Raw genomic sequence first — 22,529 nt, 5'->3', positions numbered from 1 at the left:
TTTACTGAAATATTTCAAATGATGGACAACATTTTTGTATTGGCAATAATTGGAGCCAATGTTTTATTTAGTATCAAAGGATTCAACGACGAATCTTTTTTTAGAAAGTATCAATTTCATGTCGGAAGTATTCGTGCAGGTGAGCAAATAAGAATGATTTCCTCCGCTTTTCTTCATGCTGATATAGTTCATTTAGCATTTAATATGATAGCTTTATATTCTTTTGCCCCAGTAATTACTCAGACTTTAGGGAATCTGACTTTTCTTTTAATCTATGCAGGAAGTCTGATTTTTGGCAGTTTACTCACTATGGTTTTTCATGGTAATGAATATAGTTATCGTGCTGTAGGTGCTTCTGGAGCTGTAACCGGAATTATATATTCTGCGATTTTATTATATCCTGATATGACTATTGGAATATTCGGAATTATACCAATGCCGGCTTATATTTTCGGAATTGGTTATTTGCTATATTCGATCTACGGAATGAAATCAAGAAGAGACAATATTGGACACACTGCGCATTTTGGCGGTGCTATTGGAGGTTATGCTATTACGTTGTTAAAAGAGCCAGCATTGCTCCAAGAAAGCACTTTTATGGTTATTCTTTTAGCAGTACCCATTATCATTCTTTTTGTGATGGCAAAAATGGGGAAATTATAATTGGCACAACTTTTGAAAAGCCGAAACAACAATCAAATAAAAACAAATATCATGAAAAAAACATTTTTAATTATAGCAACGATTTTTGCTGTAACATTACAAGCACAAGAGCAAAAAAATTCTATACCTCAAATTACAGTTACAGGAGAAGGAAAAGTTAAAATAGTTCCAGACCAAGCTATAGTTACGGTTGGCTTTCAAAATTCAGGGAAAGATGCCAAAGAAGTAAAATCTTTGAATGATGAAGTGGTTGATAAAGTGATTAAGTTTTTAAAGAAAAGTGGTGTTCCGGTAACAGATTACAAAACAAACAATGTGAGCTTGAATAAAAGTTATGATTACGAAAAAAAGAAATATAATTTTCAAGCCAATCAAACGTTGAGTATTACCCTAAAAGATTTGACAAAGTATGATGAGATCATGATGGGATTGAATGATGCAGGTGTGAATAACATTCAAGGTGTAGAATTTAAATCATCTAAAATGGAAGATTATGAAAGAGATGCCAGAAAAAAAGCAATGGTAGATGCCAAACAAAAAGCACAGGATTATGTTTCAGTTCTTGGACAAAAAATAGGTAAAGCATTGTTGATTACCGATAACTCCCAAAGCTATTATCCGCAACCTATGTATAAAGGAAATGTGATGGCAATGGCTGCAGATGGCGCCGCACCAAGAGAAACATTAGCGGTTGGTGAAATTGAAATAAATACGAATGTAAGCGTGACTTTTGCATTAGAATAATAAGTTCGCATGATTATAAAATTGGAAAAACTCCTCAGGAAACTGAGGAGTTTTTTTAGATTGAATTGACAGGATTACTTCGTTAACTTAAGCATAGTGTCATTTTAAAACAAAATACCTTTACTATTGCTTGTTTTTTTTTAAAAAACATTTTGGGGAGAGCAGGATTTTGCTTCGAATCATCCTTCAGAGCTACGCTCTGAAAATGAAATCAAATAAAAAACGCTCAAGCAAGCTTGGCGTTTTCTTTTTTAAATCCATTTATTCGTGGGGAGAGCAGGATTCGAACCTGCGAAGTTCACACAGCAGATTTACAGTCTGCCCTCGTTGGCCGCTTGAGTATCTCCCCATTTGCATATTGCGATTGCAAATATAAAAACACTTTTCAGCTTCACAAATAAAAAAATGACTAATTCGCAACCCTTTTCTTAATGTTTTGGTTATAAGTGAAATAAAAAATCTCCTTAAGGATACTTTTTCTATTCTTTATTATTTTAAGCTTAAAAGTTGTTTGATTCTTGATTTCAAATCATCACCTCTTGTGTCTACAGCAACAATTTTTCCTGTAGCATCCAACAAAAAGGTTGTCGGTATTTGAGTAACTCCATATTGCACTGCAATAGGATCTTTCATTTCTTTTAGATTGGAAATTTGTGCCCAGCTTAATTTATCCTGTTCAATTGCCTTTGTCCAACTTCCTTTATTTTCATCGAGAGAAACACTAATTATATTTAATCCTTTACTATGAAATTCATTGTAAAGAGCAACAACAGTAGGATTTTCTTGTCTGCAAGGAGGGCACCAAGAAGCCCAAAAATCAATCAAAGTAACTTTCCCTAAACTTTCTTTTAAAGAAACCATTTTTCCATTTGGAGTTGGCGCTTTAAAATTAGGAGCTAACTGACCAACGCTAACTACTTTAAGGCTGGCTTTTTTTTTAAACTATCAATGTTTTGTTTAATTGATTTCCCTGGTTTTGTTTTTTGCAATGTTGGATCCAATGCGTTGTAAAGTCCTTCAATATCTTTTGTGTATTTCGGATTGTTTGACATCATTTGGATGATTAAAACACTGATAAATGATTTAGGATGTGTTTTTGGATAACCAAAAGTGTAATCAGTAATGTCTTTTTGAATTACATCATACTCTTTTCTTAATCGGTTCATTGTCACAGTATCATTGTTTTTCTGTGCTTCATTCATTAAAGTCATGTTTTTCATTTGAAAAGCCATAACGGTTTTTTGCAGTTTCTTTTGAATTTTAGTAGATTCATCATTGAATGTAGCAAACTCGTCATTACTGTAAGTACCTGCTGTTTTAGATTTGAATATACTGTCTTTATCAACTGTAATTTCAATTTCACCACCTTCAAGGATAAAAGGAACTTTGCCGTTTACTTTATCAATTTGAATAAAGCTAATTTCCGGTTCTGTCGTTTTTCCTTTGATCTCAAACTTTCCATCAACAATTTTTACAGTATCGATAGCTTGTGGTCCCATGCCCATTGGACTTTGTTTTTCCAGGTAAACTAAACCAGTCTTCATTCCTTTTACAGTTCCTGTAATTTCATATTCACCTTCAGCTAAGTTCTTGCATGAAAACAGAACTACAGCAACAGCTACTAAAAGAAGTATTTTTTTCATTTTTTTATTTTAAATTTTTAAAGAATGCAAATGTATTTAATTTGCTTATTGAATAATTACATATTTAAACTTTTTTTTGATTTATTTTTTTGTCGATGGGCATATAAATTTTGTACAGCTAACATTTGTTTGTTTAATTCCGTTCATTCCTTTTTCAACATTAATAAGGTTATGAATTCCTCTCGATTTTAAAATGGATGCCATAATAACTGAACGGTAACCGCCGGCACAATGTATATAAAAATTGTCACCTTTTGGAACCATTTGAAAGTTTTCATTAATGGTATCTAAAGGAATATTTAAAGCGCTTTCAACATGTTCGGCTTGGTATTCGCTTGGTTTTCTGGCGTCAACAATTATGCTGTTCGAATTTAATTCTCTAGCAAATTCATTAGGTGAAATAGAACGTAGGCTATCTGTTTCGAAACCCGCTTTTTTCCATGCTTCTATGCCATCTTTCAAATAGCCTAAAACATGATCAAAACCAACGCGAGATAATCTGGTGATAGTTTCTTCCTCTTTTCCTTCAGGAACAATCAGCAAAAGTTTTTGGTTGACATCACGTATCATTGAACCAACCCAAGGAGCAAAATTTCCTTGAATTCCAATAAAAATTGAATTAGGAATATGCGCTTTTACAAAGTCATCTTCGTGTCTGACATCCAAAACCACAACATCACCTTGATTGGCAACTGCTTCAAATTCTCTTGGCGAAAGGCCAATATTACTCTTTTCAATTACACTGTCTAAACTCTCGTATCCTTTGATATTTAGCATCACGTTTTGAGGAAAATAGGCTGGTGGTGTGCCTAAATCCTCTAATAATTCTTTGGTAAATTCTTCTTTAGTCATATCAGCTCTCAAAGCATAATTGGTTCGTTTTTGATTGCCTAAAGTATCTGTAGTTTCTTTACTCATGTTTTTACCACAAGCACTTCCGGCACCATGACTAGGATATACAATCAAATCATCAGAAAGCGGCATGATTTTATTTCGAAGTGAATCAAAAAGATAACCAGCCAATTTCTCTTGAGTCAAATCTTCTACTAAAGCCTGAGCCAAATCTGGGCGGCCAACATCTCCTATAAATAAAGTGTCTCCGGTAATAATTCCGTGTTGTTTTCCATTTTCATCAATAAGAAGATAGCAAGTACTCTCTATAGTGTGTCCCGGAGTATAAATCGCTTTGACAGTGTAATGACCAACTTTAAACTCTTGGTTATCTTTAGCAATTATAGCTTTAAATTCCGGATTTGCTGTTGGACCATACACAATTTCTCCACCACTTTTTTGTGCCAAATCTAAATGTCCGGAGACAAAATCAGCATGAAAATGAGTTTCAAAAATGTATTTAATCTTCGCATTATCTTTATTGGCTCTATCCAAGTAAGGCTGAACTTCACGCAATGGATCAAAAATAGCGGCTTCACCATTGCTTTCAAGATAGTAAGCTGCTTGAGCAATGCATCCGGTATATATTTGTTCGATTTTCATAAAAAAGGTTTTACAACGTACTGTTTTCCGCCGTAGCAGATTGAGTGGCAAAATTAATGTATAGTAACAAAAATAAGCAACGAATTTAGAATACTTTATGATAAAAGTTCTTTATAAAGAATAAAGAATGACATTATCAAAACAAAAAAACCAAATATTTTTTTCAAATGCTTTTCATTGATATAATGTTGAATATAAAGGCCAATAAAAATTCCAACTACAGAAAAAGTAGTAAATGAAATTAGAAAAGCCCAATCAATCTCCATGTTTTGGACATCACCAATAAATCCTAATAGTGAATTAATAGTAATAATCAGTAATGAAGTCCCGATGGCTTTTTTCATTGGTAATTTGGCAAATTTCAATAAGGCAGGAATAATTAAAAAACCACCACCGGCACCAATCAATCCAATTAAAATACCTACTAAGAATAGTTGTAAAATAACTACAGCCAATGATTTAGACTTAGCATTCACAGCGACATCTTCTCTTTTGTTTTTTAACATTGAATAGGCAGCCATAAACATGATAATGGCAAAAATCAACATTAAAAAAGTAGCTTTTGATAATTGGACGGAACCAAAGTATAATATAGTTTCTGGTATTTTTGGGACAATAAATTTCCGAGTTATATAAACCCCAATCACCGAGGGAATGGCAAATTGCAAACCCGTTTTTGGTACAACAAGCCCTTTTTTTAAATTTTGTATCGTTCCAAAACCAGAAGTAGTTCCAACAATAAATAAGGAATATGCAGTGGCAGTTATTGGATTATAATGTAGAAGGTAAACCAATATAGGAACCGTTAGTATCGAACCGCCGCCACCAGTAATTCCTAATACTATACCAATAAATAAAGCTCCGATATATCCTAAAATTTCTAACATTGCTAAAGATTGATGGTGTAAAAATAGTGTAATTGTATCAAAAAAGAATGGTTTAGTATTTTGCAATTAGATTATAAATGTTTTTTTTTAAAGTTTTTTCCTTATTAAATGGATATTAATACTTTTTTATAGTTAATTCAGTAGTGGAATTATGATTTAACTTTTTCTTATAAATATATTTGTGTACCACAATTTAAGAATAATGTTTAAAAAAATAATGTTGCTATTGGCATTTCTTGCTTTTTCGGTAAGTAATGCACAAATTGTTATAAACGAATTAGATTCGGATACGCCAAGTACAAACGATAAACAGTTTATCGAATTAAAATCTACAGTAGCCAATTTATCGCTAAATGGTTACGTACTTGTATTTTTTAACGGAACAGGGACTTTAGCCACTAAGAGTTATTATGTTATTGATTTAGATGGATTGACTACAGATGTCAATGGAATTATAGTGCTTGGAAACCAACTAGTTTCTCCAGTTCCAACCAAACTTTTAACAGATAGTACTTTTCAGAATGGACCTGATGGAGTTGCTATTTATTTAGGAAATGCAACAGATTTTCCAAATAATACGATTGCAACAACAACCAATTTGATAGATGCTTTAGTATATGATACAAGCGATGTTGATGCGACAGCTTTGATGACTGCACTGGGCGTAATTTCGCAAATTGATGAAAATGCGAATGGAGCACAAACTACTCAATCCATTCAAAGAAAAAACGATGGAACATATGAAACCAAAGCACCAACTCCGGGCGCAAATAACGATGGAAGTGGTTTTGTTTTTAATGGAATTACAATTTCAACTTCAACCGCCGTTGCAGGACAAGTTACAGAGGGAAGTTCTATGAACATAATTTTCACTACGCAAACACCTATAACATCAGCTTTAAATTTCACTTTTTCGATCAATACCGGAACTATCAACAATGCAGATTACACCGGAAGTACTTCAGTAGCCATGGTCGCAGGAACATCAAGTTATACGGCAACAATTAACTTTGTAGATGATGTTTTAGATGAAGGAGATGAAACGGCAATAATTAAATTTGGAACACTCCCTTCTGTTTACTGTCGCATAAATGATTTCATAGAGATAAGGGTTATTGATAATGATTTTGTTGTTTCACCATGGGGAACACCATTAAATCCAACTTATGGAATAGTAACACCAACAATTCCAATTGGGTATTATGACTCTTTGGAAGGAAAATCAGGCGCAACTTTAAAGCAAGCTATTCAGGACATTATTGCTAATCCAAGTGTGGTTCATGCTCATAATTATGGTGATGTTGAAACTATTTTAAAGAAAGCCGATCAAAATCCTTTGAATAGTAATCAGGTTTGGTTGATGTATGTAGAACAACCACGCTCTAAATTAGATATTCAAGAAACCGGAATCAACACAGGAAAGTGGAATAGAGAGCATATTTATCCACAATCTCGTGGCGGTTACAGTGATGGAACATCATCAATACCTGACGGAATAAATGTTTGGTTGCCAACCAATGCCAATGATATTATGGCAGGTCATGGTGATGCACATCATATAAGAGCCGAAGACGGTCCGGAAAATAGTATCAGAAATAACAAAGATTATGGCGAATATCTTGGGCCAACAGGAACACAAGGAAGTTGGCATGGTGATGTAGCTCGAGCACTGTTTTATATGGCTTGTAGATATAATGGTTTAAGTGTTGTCAATGGAAATCCGGCAAATTCTACTGTGGGACAACTTGGAGATTTAGCATTGTTGTTACAATGGAATCATGCTGACCCAAAAGACGATTTCGAAATGAATAGAAACAACTACATTTATACTTGGCAAGTAAATAGAAATCCGTTTATTGATTATCCGGATTTAGCAGATTATGTTTTTGGAGCCAACTTTGGACAGACATGGTTTGCACCTTTGTCAAATACTACTTTTGATGCTGCCAGAGTTGTACTGTATCCAAATCCAACTAAAGGGAATGTAACCATTTTTGGAATTACAACTGATGCAAAAGTCGAAATGTTTTCTACTCTTGGACAAAAAGTTTATGAGCAAAATTTTTCAGGTGAAACAAGCATAAATCTAAACTTAGCACCAGGGATTTATTTAGCAAAAATAACGGCTAACAGCAAAACAGTATTCAAAAAAATCGTAGTAGAGTAATTTTTGATTGAGGTTAATTAGGTTTCATTTGAGATGACTGAAGTAAAATAAAGTATATTTTGTTTAAAATAAAAATCTTGCGAAGTTGCAAAGTATAAGAATTATTGTTTTGCAAGGAGTTGTCATTTATTTCATATCACAAGAAAAAATAGCTGTGTTTAGATTCAATTTATTTTACTTGAAAATGAAAAAATTAATTACTATTGATTTCATCCAAGATATCTTCCAGATTGTTGTTTAATTCTAGAATGTCATGCAAGAATAGGTTTTTGAAAGTATGATATTTTATTTCTGTTTGCTTGTTGTATGTAGTTAGATCTTTTTTAAAGACAATATTTTCTTTTTCTAGACGGTTCTTTAATTCGATAAACTGATTTTTAGTCTGTTTATAGCTATCAGTTAAAGCCTCTTTTTCCATTTTATCTAAGGCTTTTTCGCTTTTTGCTTGCAATGATTTTAAATTGGTTGTTGTTATAGCTAATAAATTATCTGCGGTAGAATTAAATTTAAGCCAGTCTGCCATTGCTGTTTTGGCATCTACTTTTTCATTTTTAAAAATTTTCTCATTTATGTTTGTATTGGTTTCTTCTGTTTCTTTAGCACAGGTAAGCATTAATAAAAAAAGAATCAAGATAAATGAGCTGTTCTTAGTAATAGGTTTCATTGTGGTAATTTTTTAGAATTAATAATAATCCTTGGGTAATTTGTGAATAGTCTGATAATACCAATCTATAGTATAGCAAATATCGTTATTTGTATTAGCAATATAACTGATGCTAATCAAAGTTCCGCTTGATATGTATCACATTTTCAACGTTTTAATTGGATTAGTTTTGTTAGTAACCATAACTCCTTTGAAAATGAAAAACTCTTTTTTACTATTGATTTTCTATAGCCCCATCAAATGCTTAACAATACGTTTTACATTTTGTAAAAATAGTTACCTAAATTATGATGTCGAATGTGTTTGCTATTATAGCAATGCCATATACAAATTACCGAGATTATATTTTGAAACACTATTAAATAACAGAATGAGGGCAGTTTGAAAATTTTAAAAATGAATCAAAAAGTTTGTAATATCACTAATTATTATTATGTTATTAAAAAAAATCCTCGCAAAAGCGGGGATTTTTAATTAGTAAACCTTAGATTAAGTCACTTTAATATGTTTAACAGGTTCCTTAATGCTGACTTCACTTTTTGGAAGTTTCAATTTCAACACTCCATTCTCATACTTAGCGTCGATTTTGTCGGCAACTAAATTGTCAGGCAAAACAAATGAACGGTAAAGCGAACTATATGAAAACTCTCTTGTGAGATAGTTTTTGTCCTCACTTTTGGTTTCGGCTTCTTTTTCGGCGCTGATGGTTAGCATACCGTTTTTCATTTCGATATTGAAATCTTTTTTGTCGAGACCAGGTGCTGCTAACTCAATTTGATACTCTTTTTTGTTTTCGACGATATTGGCTTCAGGCAATACGTTCTGGAAACTCATATCTGGAAAAGTACCATTTATATCCATTAAAAATCGATCATTGTTGAAGAAATCATCCATAAGTTTAGGAAACAATCTTCCGTTTCTTTTTTTTGTTGCTACTAGTGTCATGATAATTTGATTTATAATTAAACAATAATTTATTAGAACAAATTTAGGATACTATACTAGTATAAGGAATGACGGCAATCACACTATATCTTGATTTGCATCATTACTAAACAGATAAAATTAATGGAATATAGGACTTAATTTCTTAGGTTACTGAGTTTCTGTGGATTGAGTAATATTAATTCATTACGACTTTTATCAATGAGTCCTTCGTTTTCAAAGTCAGTTAGCGTACGACTAACGGTTTCCGGAGCAGTACCAGATAAATTGGCTATTTCGTAACGGGTGAGATTGATTTTTTCACCATTATGGCAATGTTGTTTATGATAATTCAATAAAGAATCCGCTATTTTTTTACGAACAGAAGAGTATGCTATCTTAATCAATTGTTCCTCCTTATCACACACCTCATTGGAAAGTATTTTAATAAATTTACTGGCCACATCAGGATATTGACTAATTAATTTTTCAACTTCTTGTATCGGAAAAAAACTAAGAGAACATTCTTCCATGGCAATGGCATTATCAATATAACTATCACTTGAAAACAAGACGTTGGTGCCCAAGAATTGATCCGCATCATAGATAGCAGTAGTAAGTTCCCGTCCGTCATCAGCAATTTTAGTAGTTTTAATTTTTCCTTTGAGGATTAAATAAATGCCGGTTACTTTATCGCCTTCATAATACAACGCTTGTTTTTTTCTTACTATTCTATGTTTTCTCTCTTCAATGATTTTATTTAACTCAGTAAGCCCTTTTACATCAGTGGACAACTGTTGCATTTGTTGTATGGATTTGCTGTAGAAGTCTTTTTGAAGTGTTCTTTTCTTTAGAAGTGTCTCAATAGCATTTAAGAGTTCAATGGCATCAAATGGCTTGGTAAGATAATCATCGGCACCCATTTCCATACCTTTACGTAAATCCTGTTTTTGTGTTTTGGCTGTAATAAAAATAAAAGGAATGATACTGGTTTCAGGATGCTTGTTTAATGTGAAGAGAACCCCATAGCCATCCAGTTCATCCATCATGATATCACATAAAATTACGTCAGGCAGGAGCTTTAGTGCCATTTCTACACCTAGCTTTCCGTTAACGGCAGTAAAAACTTCATAATCTGACAATTGAAGGATTTCAGTAATATTATCCCGCATTTCAAAATTGTCCTCAATAACAAGTACTTTTTTCATATAATAAAGAATTAAATACTGTAGATTAGTTATAACTATAAGGGGCGAGGCAAGATTATTATTCTGATTAAGATGCCATATCGAATTTACAGAAAAAATCAATGTAAATCAATAAAAAACAATCATTTATTATTTATTCCTATTTAACAAATGTTAATATGTAAATATAAATTAGAACTCTAAGTTAGTATAATATGATTGGTAAGAGTTAACTAAAAAACGAACTTGTTTAAAATCATTTTTTTGAATGATTTCTATCAGTATTACTTGTGATGACCTAGCTTAAATTTGTTAAGATTTTGTATCAGAGCTTTCAGTATTCTGATAGTTTTTTAAAATAACAATTAAATTTTTTTACAATGAAAAGTAATGAACAACTACAAAAAGATGTAATGGATGCCCTTAAATGGGAACCACAACTTCATGCCGCCGAAATTGGTGTTATAGTGCATGACGGAATTGTAACCTTAACAGGAACAGTAGATAATTACAGTAAAAAGATAGCTGCTGAAACAGCTGCTAAGGAAGTTGCGGGAGTGAAAGCACTAGTTGAAAAGATTGATGTTAAATACTCATTCACCGAAACCAAAACTGACGATGAAATTGCAGCAGAGGTGTTAAAAGCTTTGCGAAACAACTGGAATGTTCCAGATGAAAAAATTAAAATTGAGGTAGATGATGCCTGGGTAACACTTAATGGGGACGTAACATGGAATTATCAGAAAGAAGCCGCTAAACATGCTATTGAAAATGTACCAGGAGTCAAAGGGGTATTCAATCACATTCAGATTAAATCGTTGCATAAAAGCGAGCTTGAGAAAAAGGTTATCGAAAATGCTTTGCGACGTCATTGGTCTATCAATGCTGATGATATTAGGGTTTCAGTCAATAATAATAAAGTTATATTAAATGGAACCGTTACATCACTCAATCAAAAAGAGGAAGCCGAAAAAATAGCATGGAAAACACCAGGAGTGTTGTTCGTAGATAACAATTTGGTTATTGATTACAAATACGACTACGCTGTTTAATAAAAAAGGCGGGGAGTATTGCTCCCGTCTTTTTTATTTACGTTATACTCTAAAAAGAAAATATATGTCTATTACTTTCTGCACGGAATAGTGTAAATATTCTTGAATAGTAATTTACTTAAACATACTGCTTATGTGTTTTTCAGTAACTGCGAGTTTTACTGCTGGAACAGTCTTTCCGCTATAGGATATGCTTCAATAAAAAAAGTACACCAGCCTTCGCAATATCTTTTTGCGGCTATCCCATTATTGTTTGCTGTTCAGCAATTTGCAGAAGGCATATTGTGGATTGTCCTGCCAAATGAAAGCATTATAAAGCTCAAAAAAATTGCCGCTTCAGTTTTTATTATTATTGCTCAAATTGTTTGGCCCGTCTGGGTATCTTTGTCAATACAATAGCTTAAAATAATCTTTTTGCAAGACTACTACTCTCTATTTTATAGGGCTTGGGTTGGTAGTTTCTTTATGCATGACTTGGTTTTTTCATGAATTTTGAAGTAAAAGCTGAAAATAGACGGTTATCATATTTCATGTCTGCAAAATTACCCTGATATTTTTTAATTGGGTTGGAGGCTATTTATATGCAGTTGTAACTATTATTCCTTCTTTCATATCTCCTTTTAAAAGAATGGTAGCATGGGGTTTGGCCATTTTAGTATTTTATTTGCTTACTAATATATATTATGATAACTATCTCATTTCAATGTGGTATTTTTTTTGCAGCAATAATTAGTACTATAGTTTATATTTTGCTAAAGGATTTATATAATAAATCAGCACAGTTATCTATACAAGTGGCGAATGATTTACCATAAACACGAGTGGTATGAACCGCAAAAAAGAAAAATAAACTATCTATTTTAAAGTCAAGATAAAATAATTTGAACTACTTTTAATAGTAATTTGTCCAAAGAAGATGAACTCTCAAGAGAAAATAGATTTCAAAGCCTTAACTAAAGACGTTTTTGATTATAAAACAGCTATGGATGCTGCCGATATTGTGGCTATAACTGATGAAAAAGGAATAATACAATATGCCAACGATAATTTCTGTAAAATTTCAAAATATAGTGAAGAAGAATTAATTGGACAGAACCACCATATTATTAATTCGGGTTTCCATTCTAAAGATTTTTTCAAGCAACTATGGAAGACTATAAGTAATGGAAAAATATGGAAAGGAGAAATCAAAAACAAGGCTAAAGACGGAACCATATATTGGGTAGATACTACGATTTTTCCTTTCCTTAATGAAAAAGGAAAACCTTATAAATACTTGGCTATTCGTTCGGATATTACAGAACGAAAACAAAGTATTGAAGCTCTTAAAAAAAGTGAAGAACGCTACAGAGCTATCTTTTCCAATGCTTTGGTACCTATCTTCACTATGGATGTCGCTACCTCTAAAATAACTGAAGTGAATACTCCAGGTGTAAAATTGTTTGGCTATGAATCCAAAGAAGATTTAATAAAAAACTTTGACCCAAAGGATCATTATTTACATCCAAATGAACGGGAAAAGAATATGATTATCATCATGGAGCATGGAGAGTTGAGAAACATCCAGCATATGAAAAGAAAAGACGGTAGTTTATTTTGGTGCAGTGTTTTTGTCAAACTCAATGAAGAAAAAACGATTTCTCAAACAATCCTATTAGACATAACTTCACAAATAGCCTTTCAAGAAGAATTGGAAGCCAAAGTAGCAGAGCGGACGTTGGAACTTTCAGAATCATTAAAAAGAGAAAAAGAACTGAATGAGGCGAAATCTAATTTTGTAGGTATGGCTTCTCATGAATTTCGGACTCCTTTAAGCACAATTCTTTCTAGTATTTCATTAATGAAAAATTATGCAGAGAAAGGGCAGCAAGAACTTATTACAAAACACATTGACAGGATTACCGGTTCGGTTAATCATCTAAATGCTATATTGAATGATTTTTTTACACTGGAAAAACTACGAAAAGGTTTTGTCGATTTTGAAGTGAATCAATTTAGTTTACCCGATTTCATATCTGAAACCATAAGTGAAGTAGATGCTTTAGTCAAAATTAATGAGCAAAGTATTCACTATTCACATACCGGAGAATCCTATATTAACCAATCCTCAAAAATACTTAAAAACGTACTGCTAAACCTCTTATCAAATGCCAGTAAATATTCTGAACACGGAAAGGAAATTCAAATTGAATCTCAGGTAATCGATACTTTAGTAACCATAAGTATTCTGGATCACGGAATAGGTATTCCGTTTAAAGACCAGAAAAAATTATTTACCGAGTTCTATCGCGCCAGTAATGCCAAAAATATTCAGGGTACTGGTTTGGGGCTAACCATCGTTAAGAATTATATTGCTCTATTGGAAGGCTCTATAAGTTTTACCAGTAAAGAAGGTAAAGGAACGGTATTTACCCTTTCTTTTCCCAGATATCTTTCTGAAGATTCATGGTAACTCAGCCGATTCATATACCGGAATGGCAAAAAAGTCATTCATAAATTTGTTTCTTTGGTTTAGGGTCATAATACCTGTTTCTTTCAAATAAGCTTTAATTCTAAAAAAACGAGGATCTTCACTCAGCATATTGTAAAGGTCAGCTTTAGCATCAGTAGGCCCAAAAAGCAGCACTGTGCTATAAAGTAAAATGGTTTCACCGATTTTTTTGAAATATTTGGCATTGCATTCTTTTGCCAATTTGCACAGGTGTTTCTCACCTTTATTTTTTTCTTCTATTAATTTTGAAGCAAATTTAGATTCTATGGTTTGGATCTCGTTTGGTATTTCTGAAAGCTCCATGATATGCGCAATGGAGTAATCCATAAATATGCCTATTGGGTTTGAAGTATTCATAATTAGTTATTGGGTTATATTATTAGAATTGGTTTATATTAATTTAAAATCAAATTATTTATATAGAGGGTTCACGAAATGGTCATGAACAAATTTTTTTCTTTGATTCAATGTCATTTTACTTGTTTCTTCCAGATGAATTCTGGTATTAAAGAAACTATTGTCTTCGCTTAACAGATTAAAAAGCTCTGTTTTGGCATTCGTAGGACCAAAGAGAATAACTTTATTATAAGCTAGTAAAAACTTTGCTATTTCTTTGAAGTAATCTGCTTTGAATTGTCTTTCCTTAGAATGTAAGTGATTTTCGCCTTTGGCTAATCCATTTGCTTTTTCGTTGGAAGAGAATTTTGATTTGATGGTTTTTACTTCAAAAGGGGTTTCCGAAAATTCCATTATATGTGCTGAAGCATAATCCATCCAAACACCAACTTTTTTCGTTCCGTTCATAATTTTAATGGCTTTAGTTTATTTTCATTTCATTTCTTTTTCTTCTTAAAATAGCCTTTCAATAAAAAATTATTTTTAGCGGCTTCCTCAAGTTCTTTGAAATCTTTGACTCTTTTTTCAAGATTCGTTAGGGTAGAGTCGACAGATTTTGCTAGTTTAGGATTGTTGATAAGTTTGGATAAGACATTATCATCGCTATTTATTTTTGAAGTGAATTTTACCAAATCTGATGAACTGCTTTCCAGATTGCGAAGGGTTTTTTCAAAGGCTTGAGCTATAGTGTCGTTAGTGAGTATTTGAGAGAGTATATTGTTTTTGTCGTTTAATTTGGAGGTAAAAGCAGCAATGTCATTGGAGCTGTTTTGCAAGTTATTAAGGCTGTTTTCTATGCTTTTGGTCCATTCTTTATCAGTAAATATTTTAGACATAGCTCCGTTTTTGTTGTTTAATGTAGGAGCGAATTGGGCAATTTCTGAGGCGCTGATTTGAAGATTGGCTATGGTATTGTCTATTCTGACAGCAAAATTCTTATCGGTCATTATCTTGGCTAAAAGCCCATTTTTATCATTCATTTTATTGCTGAATTTGATAAGTTCATCCGTAATTTGTTTGGTGTTATCAGCACTTTTTTTAACACTTGTCAGGATGTCTTCTATTTCTATGGTTTTGAAAGAGGGGATAATATCATTGTTTTTGACTATGGTATTAGAACTGTTACCTGGTGAAATAATAAGTACTTTATCGCCAACCAAACCATCAGATCCTATGCTGGCAATGGCATCAGTTTTAATATATTTTTGCACATCTTTCTTGATTAATAATTTCACTAAAACCAAGGAATCCGAAATAAAGGTAATTTTGTTAACGGTTCCTATATTAATTCCGGAAAGACGAACATTACTGCCTTGTTTTAAGCCACTAACATTTTTAAATTCAGAACGCAACACAAAGTTGGAACCAAATAAGTTCCTATTTACACCAATAAAATAAATTGCCACAATGAACAGTAGAATGCCCATAATGACAAAACCGCCCAATTTCCAATTATTTGTTGACTCGTTGTTCATGATATACTGTGTTTATTTTTCAAAAAATGATTTTACCCAATCGTCGGCATTATTTTCAATGTCGCTATAACTCCCTTCCGCTTTAATTATACCGTCTTTTAAAACAATGATTCTGTCACCGGTATATTTAGCACAGGTTAAATCGTGTGTTATAATGATTGAAGTAGCATTATATTTTAGTTTAATTTTACTTATAAGCTCTATAATTTCATGTGCCGTTATGGTATCTAAACCAGCTGTTGGCTCATCATAGATTATAATATCAGGTTTAATGATTAAGGCTCTTGCCAATCCTATTCTTTTTCGCATCCCTCCGGATAATTCTGCTGGCATTTTATCAATCGCTTCCAAGAGTCCAACATTGTTCAGTGCCTCAATGATGGCTGCATCAACTTCGTGTTCTTTAAGTTTTTTGTTGTTGTGTTGTAACGTAAAAGCCAAATTTTGCTTAACAGACATAGAGTCATACAAAGCCCCGTTTTGAAATAGAAAGCCAATTTTCATTCGGATTTGATTGAGTTCTTGTTCATTAAGTTTTGTGATATCTTTTCCCATTACAATTATTTCGCCTTTGTCGGTTTTTGTCAGTCCAACCAAACACTTAACTGCTACCGATTTGCCGGAACCTGATCTGCCAAGAATTACAAGGTTTTCTCCTTTATAGACTGAAAAATTTATTCCGTTCAATACCTTATTGCTACCATAGTATTTGTGAACATTTTTAAATGCTATCAGTGGTTGGTTTGAGGCCAGTTCCTTAGGAGTGATTGTAATATTTTCTTTGGTTTCCATGATTATTTAAAAAAACAAATCGGTTACTTGAACCGCTATCATATCAATAATAAAAATCGTAAGCGAAGTAGATACCACGGCAGAATTAGCAGCTCTACCCACACTTTCAGTTCCGCTTGAAGCATTAAATCCTTCATAGCAGCCAATAATTCCGATAAAAAAGCCAAAAAAGAATGTTTTAATAGTAGCTGGTAGAATATCCAAGTATTCCAAAGATTCAAAGACCTGAGAAAAATAGCGGATTATGTTAACCTCACCATGCATATTTACTCCGATATAACCACCTAGTATTCCAATTAAATCGGCATAAATCACTAAAATAGGAATCATTAAGGTCGTGGCCAGAGTCCGGGTAACCACCAAGTATTTATAAGGGTTTATGGCCGATACTTCCATAGCATCAATTTGTTCGGTTACTTTCATTGAACCCAATTCGGCACCAATACCTGAAGATATTCTACCGGCGCAAATTAAAGCCGTAATCACCGGAGCAATTTCTCTAATTAAAGATAAGGAAACCATTCCTGGAATCCAGGATTCTGCCCCGAACTTAGCCATAGCTGGACGCGATTGTATTGTCAGCACTAATCCCATGATAAAGCCAGTTATTGTTACCAAGGGTAATGACTTGTAACCAACAGTATAACACTGACGTATAAATTCCCTGAACTCGAAACCTGACCTAAAAATTTCTTTAAAAAATCGGGAAGAGAATGCAGCAACATTGCCTACGTGACTAAAACTGTTTTTAAAATTAAGTTCCAAAATAATGGATTTAATAAGGCTATGATTAGTTCTGTTTTCTATATATTAAAAGTGGTACTTTGGTCGTAAAAGAAAAATCTGTTGATTGACTGGAAAGCAACAAACGGTCAAACCATCTGCGGTTTTGCTTGGTAAAGAGCACTACCAATGAAGGTTTGAATAAGGCTAATACTTTTCTTAAATGATCGTTTAAAGGATAGAGTGTATTTAATTTTTTATAATGAAAAGTTACTTCCTTGGTTTCATATTTTTGGGCTATTTTTGTTAATTTATTCTGGTTTTCTTTCAGCCCTATTTCATAATCAAAATGAAGAACTTTTACAGAAGCCTTTAAAGAAGCTGAAAGTTCCAAAACATTTTTTATTTCATTTTCCAGATTCTCCATATCAGACGCATAACATAAATCGGTTATAGGTTTTAGTCGATAATTTTTCGGAATTACAAATACAGGAATAGGAGAGTTAGTGATAAGGTGCGAAGCAACTGTCCCAAACAGTTTTGCCATAACCCCTGTTCCTCTTGCTCCGACACAAATAAAATTAATTCTGTGTTTTTTAGCATAAGAAACAATTTGACCACTGATGTCATTACCTGATTTGCAAACACAAGTGTACTTGACACCAGATGGTAATTTAGAGGTATAAACTTCTTTTATTAGTTTTACCAATCGGTCTTTACTGCGTAGTACTTCTTTTTCCTGAAATTGGGCATAATAAATATAATCCCATGTGGCATTGGATGTCGGGACCATCATACTCACCATATGATAGAAAATTATTTCTGATTTGGATTGTGATGCCAATTGAATGGCAAAGCGAATGGTTTTTCTGGAGTTAGCCGAAAAATCCACTGTTACTAATATTTTATTCATTTTGAATGATTTTAATTTGGTATATTGTTATTAATTCCAATTTTGAGGTAACGCAATAGGAGAGCTACTCATTTGAAATAACATAGTGTTTCCTTTATCATCCTCGAAGTATCCTAAGGCATAAAGACGGTTTATTATTTTATCTCTGTCAATATGTTCATAGGTTACTTCTACCTGATTATTCTCGGGATTAATGATTACTTCTGCGACACCATTTAACTTTAATAACCCTTTTTTGATAGTGCCTTCATCGTTTTGGAAAAGTAAATTGGTTACTATTATTTTTTCTGTTTCCATTGTTGTTTGATTTAAAATTTGAATTAAAAAATATTTAATCAGGTTGTTCGTTTTCTTTGGTTGAGAATTCCCAAAAGGTATATATTGGACAATACTCTATAATCGCAGAAAATAGCATCATGAATGTTATAAGTAGGAAAAGCAAATTTGTTTTGGAATCTACTATTTGGATAAAATAGATGGCAAAAGCTGTTGCCGCCAATGTAATCCTGATGGATTTATCTAATGTACCTATGTTGGATTTTACAAATAGCATTTTTAGATTTTTTTAATAAACTGCTTGATTTAACTTTTGATTTACAGCCAATAGATTGTTTACTGTCCATACCCCAGGAGAATTCCAGGCTATTCTTTCAGCTTCCTCTTTTTGAAAATAAGCGGTTACATTTCCGGTTAATGTCACAACATTGCCCGAAACAGCTACCTCAATATCTTTATCATAAAGCGATGAGTTTCTATGAATAGCGCTTTCAATAGCCCGTTTTTCTATCTTATCAAAATCGGCTGATTTAATTTGGATAGAATTTACGACTCCCTTTACTCCAGGGATGTTTTCCACCGCTTTTTTGGCGGAATGTTTCTGATAGTTCCAATCGACAACTCCCTGAAGGTAAACCCATCCTTGACTGACTACGATTTTCAATTTATCTTCTGGTACTGAAACGTTCCACTTGAGTGCTTCTATAGCTTCCTTAGCAATGTCCTCATCAGTTCTGATTGCATGGTTATAGTCTATTTCAATTTTTTCGACTACAGCTTTTACACCGGCAACTTTTTTTGCCGCATTTTCAGCTTCTAATTTTTGGGTATAATTATCAACTGTTCCGGTTAGAGTAACGATACCGTCTTTTGCAATAACACCAATAGATGCGGCATCCAGTAGTGGTTCCCAGGCAATCGCCTCCTGTACTTTTTTTTGTAAAACTTCATTTGCATTCATAATCTCAGTGCTTAATTCTTTACATTTTTTAAAAGGAATCAACCCCAATTTCATTAGAAACAGACCAAATACCGGGAGCATTCCAAGCTAATCGTTCGGCTTCTTCTTTTTCAAAAAAGGAATTGACCAAACCGGAGAGCTTCACATCATTATTTTTAACAGTTACTTCAATATGGTCATGTTGTAAAGCAGCATTACTGTATATGGCTTTTTCAATAGCTTTTTTCTTTACATCATCGTTGCGGTCTGATTTTGTTTTGATATTATTAGTAACACCACGAACACCCATTAGAGCAATTACAGCATTTTTAGCAGCTTCTTTCTGATAATTCCAATTTACATTTCCCTCTAAGGTAACCCATCCTTTTTCCACTTTTAGTTTAATTCTTTGGTCAGGAATAGAAAAATCAGATTTGAATACATCCAATATTTTTTCGGCTATATAATTATCATTAATACTCTTTGAATCGGCCGACTTAATCTCAATTCTTTCTACTATGGCTTTGACACCATTCACTTTTTTAACAGCATTTTCTGCTTCATTTTTTTTATAATAATTATCAACTGTACCGGTTAAAGTCACTATGCCGTTTTTGGTAGTGACACCAATTTCAGTAGCATGTAGCTGAGGTTCCCATTTAAGAGCATCTTGCACATTTTTTTGTAAAAGTTCATCTGTTCTCATAATTGTTTGTTTTAAGATTTACTATTGTTTTACTCTAAAATGTTATCTAGGAAAAGTGAATTATTTAAAAATTCATCTTCAAATTCTAATTTGATATTCTTTTGCCATTTTTTTGTGACATTGGAATCGTTTTTAGCCACTGTTGTTTTCTTTGAAAGTTGTTTGGTAGCAGTTGATTTTTTCTCTTTTTTATGGAGTGGAACTCCTTTTATTTTTTTTGGTATTGTCATAGCTTTAGTTTTTAAATGGTTTTATTTTTAACTTTTTCTATCATATTACTTTTCAACAAACCCTTCGGCCAGCATTTTTTTATGGATAGCACAGGCAATTTCATCCGTTAATTTTTCAACTCCATCAGGATCGTAGGTTTCGGTTATCCCTGACCAAATAATTTTATCGTCGGGAATCGAATAAATCACGGTTTCAATTATGAATTTTTTTGTTATGGTATAGTAGCCGGGTGTGCTGTAATAACCCCAACTTCTGTAGTAATAGTGGCTAAAATCCCGATAGTAAACGGGATACATATAATGCTGCTCGGGTGTATATATTTTTTCTTTATCCACATCAATCAATCGCATGGTAATAGCTGCATCAAAACCGTCATTTTTTATTTTGTTTCGAAGTGCTTCTTCATTTTTCGGATTAAAGTTTTCGCCTAAATAGGAATAAGAAGTAATTCCTTTTGCGTGGAGATATTTTACCATCTCATCTTCGGCACGGCGACGATTGGTTTCATTTCGCAATAAGGCAACAACTAGTACCTTTTTCCAATCACCGGAATGGATTTGTTTATCAGGATCTCTCCAGCTACTGATAATTTGGGTAGAACTACAAGAGTTGATAAGGGCAATAAAAAGGGCAAACAGTAAATAATGTGTTTTTTTTAACATGATATTTTGACTTTAGATTTGGCTATTGTCCTTGATTTTTATCTTTAAAAAAAGGCAGTATTGTTATATCAAAGTTCTTCAAACTGACTCAAAAATAGTATGATGCGCATCACATTGAAATATGATAGTGGTCAGTTCGGAAACTAAAAGAAGGCACATTATTTAATAATGTACTGTCTTTGTTGATGGATTTTTTCAAGTTTTACGCTGGTTTTGTAAAATAAAAAAGGAAATACCAAAGTGAAGTAACAGGATAAAAAGTCTGATAGAAGTTCTTAAAAATAGTAGCTTTGTGATAATAGGTAAGATTTAGTTAGATTTCTCCAGTATTGTTTGGATAATTTCATCTTTGTTTAAAACTCCCGATTGATACCAAAGTTGTTTGCCGTTTTGAAATAGCATCATCGTAGGAACTCCTTTAACCTTATAAGATGCTGCTATTTCCAGATTCTTATCTAAATCCATTTTAATGATAGAAACACGTTCACCCAAACTGTCTTTAACTTGTTTCAAACAGGGTTAAGTGCTTGAAAAGGATCGCACCAATTAGTATAAAAATCTATTAGAACAGGTTTGTCGGAGAGAAGATAATGTCAATCATGCTATTCTTGATTATAATCAGATTGCAGCTACAGCTATATGAATATTAGTTATCATTGACACTTTTCTCTATAATTATAAGAAAATATTTACTTGTCCCGGAATTTTTCACAACGATGCGTTGTAGTGTATATAAAGGCAAGGTAGAGTCAGCTTTACCAAACACTATAAAAGCAGTAGTGAAACCATAATTTTTTACAGAATCCGCAGTTGCAAAGTTCCAAACTCCATAAGGATAAGCAAAGCAGGTTACAGGTCTATGAGTGATGTTTTCCAACAGTGTCTTTGGTTTAGCGAGTTGAATTTGCCAGTCCTTTTTATCGTACTCGGTAACCTTATTATGGTCCCATGTATGACATCCTATGATATGGCCCCGGTCCGAAAGTGCCTTAATTTCGCTTTGATTCATATAATGTTTCTTGTCTAAAGTAACCGTCATGATAAAAAAAACACCTTTGAAATGGTGCCTTTCTAGTATCCTGGCTCCAATACTATACTGTTCTTTTCTACCATCATCAAAAGTAATTAGAATGGGTTTTTCAGGCAAAGGATGATGTTTGGTGTAAAAATCTTTAAGTTCATCAGGGGTTATACTGGTATAGCCATTATCTGCCAAAGCCTTTATTTGAGAGGAAAAGGAGGCCGGCGAGACACTATATGTTTTTTGATTGGCACTATCGTTCTTGTTAATGTCTCGTATGGCATGGTAGCACAATACCGGTACATGCTTTCCTTTGAAATTTTTGGTTGTTGTTTGTGCTTCCTTACTAAGTATTGTTTTTTTGTGATTGGCTTGTTCATTTTTTCTTTCATTATCAAAACAAGAGATGTAGGCAGTAAGCAGAAAAAGTACTAAACTGAGTAAAAGAAATTGAGACTTTAAAGGTGTTGAAGTCATG

The 22,529-nt window shown here is 33.0% G+C and carries 26 protein-coding genes, 1 tRNA gene and 1 pseudogene; 6 read left to right on the top strand and 22 right to left on the bottom strand.

The features are described 5' to 3' along the window. The first annotated feature begins 18 nt into the window (after positions 1–18). Together QWY90_RS10945 and QWY90_RS10940 are read left to right on the top strand one after the other, a co-directional pair. Positions 19–663: a rhomboid family intramembrane serine protease gene (locus tag QWY90_RS10945; RefSeq protein ID WP_290285966.1), complete on the top strand. Its 645-nt coding sequence runs from the start codon at positions 19–21 to the stop codon at positions 661–663. 51 nt (positions 664–714) lie between these two features. Beyond that, entirely contained in the window at positions 715–1,407 is a 693-nt protein-coding gene (locus tag QWY90_RS10940; RefSeq protein WP_290285965.1) for an SIMPL domain-containing protein, read from the top strand. 268 nt (positions 1,408–1,675) lie between these two features. On the opposite strand, the gene QWY90_RS10935 is transcribed toward QWY90_RS10940, so the two are convergent. From QWY90_RS10935 to QWY90_RS10915, 5 genes are all read right to left on the bottom strand, one after another. Beyond that, a tRNA-Tyr gene (locus QWY90_RS10935) sits at positions 1,676–1,756 on the bottom strand. 140 nt (positions 1,757–1,896) lie between these two features. After that, complete coding sequence (locus QWY90_RS10930; RefSeq protein WP_379691529.1) at positions 1,897–2,268, bottom strand: TlpA family protein disulfide reductase; 372 nt, start codon at positions 2,266–2,268, stop codon at positions 1,897–1,899. Positions 2,269–2,321: 53 nt separating this feature from the next. Continuing rightward, positions 2,322–3,050 carry a DUF4369 domain-containing protein gene (locus QWY90_RS10925; RefSeq protein WP_290285964.1) on the bottom strand — a complete coding sequence of 243 codons (729 nt, stop codon included), beginning with the start codon at positions 3,048–3,050 and terminating at the stop codon, positions 2,322–2,324. Between the two features lie 81 nt (positions 3,051–3,131). Next, positions 3,132–4,544: an MBL fold metallo-hydrolase gene (locus tag QWY90_RS10920; RefSeq protein ID WP_290285962.1), complete on the bottom strand. Its 1,413-nt coding sequence runs from the start codon at positions 4,542–4,544 to the stop codon at positions 3,132–3,134. Between the two features lie 95 nt (positions 4,545–4,639). Then, on the bottom strand, positions 4,640–5,431 hold the full coding sequence (locus QWY90_RS10915) for a sulfite exporter TauE/SafE family protein (RefSeq protein ID WP_290285961.1): 792 nt from the start codon (positions 5,429–5,431) through the stop codon (positions 4,640–4,642). Between the two features lie 202 nt (positions 5,432–5,633). Here QWY90_RS10915 and QWY90_RS10910 point away from each other — a divergent pair, with 202 nt between their 5' ends. Then, positions 5,634–7,598, top strand: a complete 1,965-nt coding sequence (locus tag QWY90_RS10910) for an endonuclease (RefSeq protein ID WP_290285960.1) — start codon at positions 5,634–5,636, stop codon at positions 7,596–7,598. Between the two features lie 193 nt (positions 7,599–7,791). Here the strand turns inward: QWY90_RS10910 and QWY90_RS10905 are convergent, their stop codons facing one another. The 3 genes from QWY90_RS10905 to QWY90_RS10895 form a co-directional block, all read right to left on the bottom strand. Beyond that, positions 7,792–8,262, bottom strand: a complete 471-nt coding sequence (locus QWY90_RS10905; RefSeq protein ID WP_290285959.1) for a hypothetical protein — start codon at positions 8,260–8,262, stop codon at positions 7,792–7,794. A 489-nt stretch (positions 8,263–8,751) separates the two neighbouring features. Beyond that, the gene (locus QWY90_RS10900) at positions 8,752–9,207 is read right to left on the bottom strand and encodes an Hsp20/alpha crystallin family protein (RefSeq protein ID WP_290285958.1); all 456 of its coding nucleotides are present in this window, start codon (positions 9,205–9,207) and stop codon (positions 8,752–8,754) included. A 137-nt stretch (positions 9,208–9,344) separates the two neighbouring features. Continuing rightward, complete coding sequence (locus QWY90_RS10895) at positions 9,345–10,394, bottom strand: response regulator (RefSeq protein WP_290285957.1); 1,050 nt, start codon at positions 10,392–10,394, stop codon at positions 9,345–9,347. 359 nt (positions 10,395–10,753) lie between these two features. Between QWY90_RS10895 and QWY90_RS10890 the strand changes: the two genes are divergently transcribed. The 3 genes from QWY90_RS10890 to QWY90_RS10880 all read left to right on the top strand — a co-directional run bounded on the left by QWY90_RS10890 (position 10,754) and on the right by QWY90_RS10880 (position 13,877). Continuing rightward, a complete protein-coding gene (locus tag QWY90_RS10890; RefSeq protein WP_290285956.1) occupies positions 10,754–11,425 on the top strand; it encodes a BON domain-containing protein in 672 nt (223 codons plus the stop codon). A gap of 102 nt (positions 11,426–11,527) precedes the next feature. Then, positions 11,528–11,824, top strand: coding sequence for a hypothetical protein (locus tag QWY90_RS10885; protein WP_290285954.1), 297 nt, complete (start codon positions 11,528–11,530; stop codon positions 11,822–11,824). A 517-nt stretch (positions 11,825–12,341) separates the two neighbouring features. Beyond that, the gene (locus QWY90_RS10880; RefSeq protein ID WP_290285953.1) at positions 12,342–13,877 is read left to right on the top strand and encodes a sensor histidine kinase; all 1,536 of its coding nucleotides are present in this window, start codon (positions 12,342–12,344) and stop codon (positions 13,875–13,877) included. Here QWY90_RS10880 and QWY90_RS10875 read toward each other — a convergent pair. The 14 genes and pseudogenes from QWY90_RS10875 to QWY90_RS10810 all read right to left on the bottom strand — a co-directional run bounded on the left by QWY90_RS10875 (position 13,869) and on the right by QWY90_RS10810 (position 22,528). Then, positions 13,869–14,273 carry a hypothetical protein gene (locus QWY90_RS10875; RefSeq protein WP_290285952.1) on the bottom strand — a complete coding sequence of 135 codons (405 nt, stop codon included), beginning with the start codon at positions 14,271–14,273 and terminating at the stop codon, positions 13,869–13,871. The two genes, QWY90_RS10880 and QWY90_RS10875, sit on opposite strands and share 9 nt — an antisense overlap. Positions 14,274–14,327: 54 nt before the next feature. Continuing rightward, positions 14,328–14,720 carry a hypothetical protein gene (locus QWY90_RS10870; protein WP_290285951.1) on the bottom strand — a complete coding sequence of 131 codons (393 nt, stop codon included), beginning with the start codon at positions 14,718–14,720 and terminating at the stop codon, positions 14,328–14,330. Positions 14,721–14,749: 29 nt separating this feature from the next. After that, positions 14,750–15,787 carry an MlaD family protein gene (locus QWY90_RS10865; RefSeq protein ID WP_290285950.1) on the bottom strand — a complete coding sequence of 346 codons (1,038 nt, stop codon included), beginning with the start codon at positions 15,785–15,787 and terminating at the stop codon, positions 14,750–14,752. A 12-nt stretch (positions 15,788–15,799) separates the two neighbouring features. After that, on the bottom strand, positions 15,800–16,579 hold the full coding sequence (locus QWY90_RS10860) for an ABC transporter ATP-binding protein (protein ID WP_290285949.1): 780 nt from the start codon (positions 16,577–16,579) through the stop codon (positions 15,800–15,802). Positions 16,580–16,585: 6 nt separating this feature from the next. Next, positions 16,586–17,344 (bottom strand): MlaE family ABC transporter permease, encoded by a 759-nt coding sequence (locus QWY90_RS10855; RefSeq protein ID WP_290285948.1) that lies wholly within the window; start codon positions 17,342–17,344, stop codon positions 16,586–16,588. A gap of 25 nt (positions 17,345–17,369) precedes the next feature. Further along, positions 17,370–18,215 carry a universal stress protein gene (locus QWY90_RS10850; protein ID WP_290285947.1) on the bottom strand — a complete coding sequence of 282 codons (846 nt, stop codon included), beginning with the start codon at positions 18,213–18,215 and terminating at the stop codon, positions 17,370–17,372. 30 nt (positions 18,216–18,245) lie between these two features. Next, positions 18,246–18,512 carry a heavy-metal-associated domain-containing protein gene (locus tag QWY90_RS10845; RefSeq protein WP_290285946.1) on the bottom strand — a complete coding sequence of 89 codons (267 nt, stop codon included), beginning with the start codon at positions 18,510–18,512 and terminating at the stop codon, positions 18,246–18,248. Positions 18,513–18,546: 34 nt separating this feature from the next. After that, on the bottom strand, positions 18,547–18,768 hold the full coding sequence (locus QWY90_RS10840; protein ID WP_290285945.1) for a YgaP family membrane protein: 222 nt from the start codon (positions 18,766–18,768) through the stop codon (positions 18,547–18,549). A 12-nt stretch (positions 18,769–18,780) separates the two neighbouring features. Then, positions 18,781–19,452: a BON domain-containing protein gene (locus QWY90_RS10835; RefSeq protein WP_290285944.1), complete on the bottom strand. Its 672-nt coding sequence runs from the start codon at positions 19,450–19,452 to the stop codon at positions 18,781–18,783. A 28-nt stretch (positions 19,453–19,480) separates the two neighbouring features. Beyond that, entirely contained in the window at positions 19,481–20,137 is a 657-nt protein-coding gene (locus tag QWY90_RS10830) for a BON domain-containing protein (protein ID WP_290285942.1), read from the bottom strand. Between the two features lie 29 nt (positions 20,138–20,166). After that, entirely contained in the window at positions 20,167–20,367 is a 201-nt protein-coding gene (locus tag QWY90_RS10825; protein WP_290285941.1) for a hypothetical protein, read from the bottom strand. Positions 20,368–20,412: 45 nt separating this feature from the next. Further along, positions 20,413–21,030 (bottom strand): hypothetical protein, encoded by a 618-nt coding sequence (locus QWY90_RS10820; protein WP_290285940.1) that lies wholly within the window; start codon positions 21,028–21,030, stop codon positions 20,413–20,415. Positions 21,031–21,339: 309 nt separating this feature from the next. Next, positions 21,340–21,593: pseudogene (locus QWY90_RS10815) on the bottom strand (thioredoxin family protein). 83 nt (positions 21,594–21,676) lie between these two features. Next, a complete protein-coding gene (locus QWY90_RS10810; protein ID WP_290285939.1) occupies positions 21,677–22,528 on the bottom strand; it encodes a polysaccharide deacetylase family protein in 852 nt (283 codons plus the stop codon). Position 22,529: the final 1 nt, after the last annotated feature.

Source organism: Flavobacterium paronense (genome assembly GCF_030409795.1).
In the GTDB taxonomy this organism is placed as follows: Bacteria; Bacteroidota; Bacteroidia; order Flavobacteriales; family Flavobacteriaceae; genus Flavobacterium; species Flavobacterium paronense.
Note: the sequence above shows the minus strand (reverse complement) of the source record. Positions and strands in the feature narration are given on the sequence as shown.

Excerpts from the sequence above, each read along its gene's own strand:
- QWY90_RS10905 (WP_290285959.1), bottom strand. The coding sequence starts at position 8,262 with ATGAAACCTATTACTAAGAACAGCTCATTTATCTTGATTCTTTTTTTA.
- QWY90_RS10945 (WP_290285966.1), top strand. The coding sequence starts at position 19 with ATGATGGACAACATTTTTGTATTGGCAATAATTGGAGCCAATGTTTTA.
- QWY90_RS10920 (WP_290285962.1), bottom strand. The coding sequence starts at position 4,544 with ATGAAAATCGAACAAATATATACCGGATGCATTGCTCAAGCAGCTTAC.
- QWY90_RS10850 (WP_290285947.1), bottom strand. The coding sequence starts at position 18,215 with ATGAATAAAATATTAGTAACAGTGGATTTTTCGGCTAACTCCAGAAAA.
- QWY90_RS10810 (WP_290285939.1), bottom strand. The coding sequence starts at position 22,528 with ATGACTTCAACACCTTTAAAGTCTCAATTTCTTTTACTCAGTTTAGTA.
- QWY90_RS10940 (WP_290285965.1), top strand. The coding sequence starts at position 715 with ATGAAAAAAACATTTTTAATTATAGCAACGATTTTTGCTGTAACATTA.
- QWY90_RS10835 (WP_290285944.1), bottom strand. The coding sequence starts at position 19,452 with ATGAATGCAAATGAAGTTTTACAAAAAAAAGTACAGGAGGCGATTGCC.
- QWY90_RS10860 (WP_290285949.1), bottom strand. The coding sequence starts at position 16,579 with ATGGAAACCAAAGAAAATATTACAATCACTCCTAAGGAACTGGCCTCA.
- QWY90_RS10880 (WP_290285953.1), top strand. The coding sequence starts at position 12,342 with ATGAACTCTCAAGAGAAAATAGATTTCAAAGCCTTAACTAAAGACGTT.
- QWY90_RS10930 (WP_379691529.1), bottom strand. The coding sequence starts at position 2,268 with ATGGTTTCTTTAAAAGAAAGTTTAGGGAAAGTTACTTTGATTGATTTT.
- QWY90_RS10830 (WP_290285942.1), bottom strand. The coding sequence starts at position 20,137 with ATGAGAACAGATGAACTTTTACAAAAAAATGTGCAAGATGCTCTTAAA.
- QWY90_RS10900 (WP_290285958.1), bottom strand. The coding sequence starts at position 9,207 with ATGACACTAGTAGCAACAAAAAAAAGAAACGGAAGATTGTTTCCTAAA.
- QWY90_RS10825 (WP_290285941.1), bottom strand. The coding sequence starts at position 20,367 with ATGACAATACCAAAAAAAATAAAAGGAGTTCCACTCCATAAAAAAGAG.
- QWY90_RS10875 (WP_290285952.1), bottom strand. The coding sequence starts at position 14,273 with ATGAATACTTCAAACCCAATAGGCATATTTATGGATTACTCCATTGCG.
- QWY90_RS10910 (WP_290285960.1), top strand. The coding sequence starts at position 5,634 with ATGTTTAAAAAAATAATGTTGCTATTGGCATTTCTTGCTTTTTCGGTA.
- QWY90_RS10845 (WP_290285946.1), bottom strand. The coding sequence starts at position 18,512 with ATGGAAACAGAAAAAATAATAGTAACCAATTTACTTTTCCAAAACGAT.
- QWY90_RS10915 (WP_290285961.1), bottom strand. The coding sequence starts at position 5,431 with ATGTTAGAAATTTTAGGATATATCGGAGCTTTATTTATTGGTATAGTA.
- QWY90_RS10870 (WP_290285951.1), bottom strand. The coding sequence starts at position 14,720 with ATGAACGGAACGAAAAAAGTTGGTGTTTGGATGGATTATGCTTCAGCA.
- QWY90_RS10890 (WP_290285956.1), top strand. The coding sequence starts at position 10,754 with ATGAAAAGTAATGAACAACTACAAAAAGATGTAATGGATGCCCTTAAA.
- QWY90_RS10840 (WP_290285945.1), bottom strand. The coding sequence starts at position 18,768 with ATGCTATTTGTAAAATCCAACATAGGTACATTAGATAAATCCATCAGG.
- QWY90_RS10925 (WP_290285964.1), bottom strand. The coding sequence starts at position 3,050 with ATGAAAAAAATACTTCTTTTAGTAGCTGTTGCTGTAGTTCTGTTTTCA.
- QWY90_RS10895 (WP_290285957.1), bottom strand. The coding sequence starts at position 10,394 with ATGAAAAAAGTACTTGTTATTGAGGACAATTTTGAAATGCGGGATAAT.
- QWY90_RS10820 (WP_290285940.1), bottom strand. The coding sequence starts at position 21,030 with ATGTTAAAAAAAACACATTATTTACTGTTTGCCCTTTTTATTGCCCTT.
- QWY90_RS10865 (WP_290285950.1), bottom strand. The coding sequence starts at position 15,787 with ATGAACAACGAGTCAACAAATAATTGGAAATTGGGCGGTTTTGTCATT.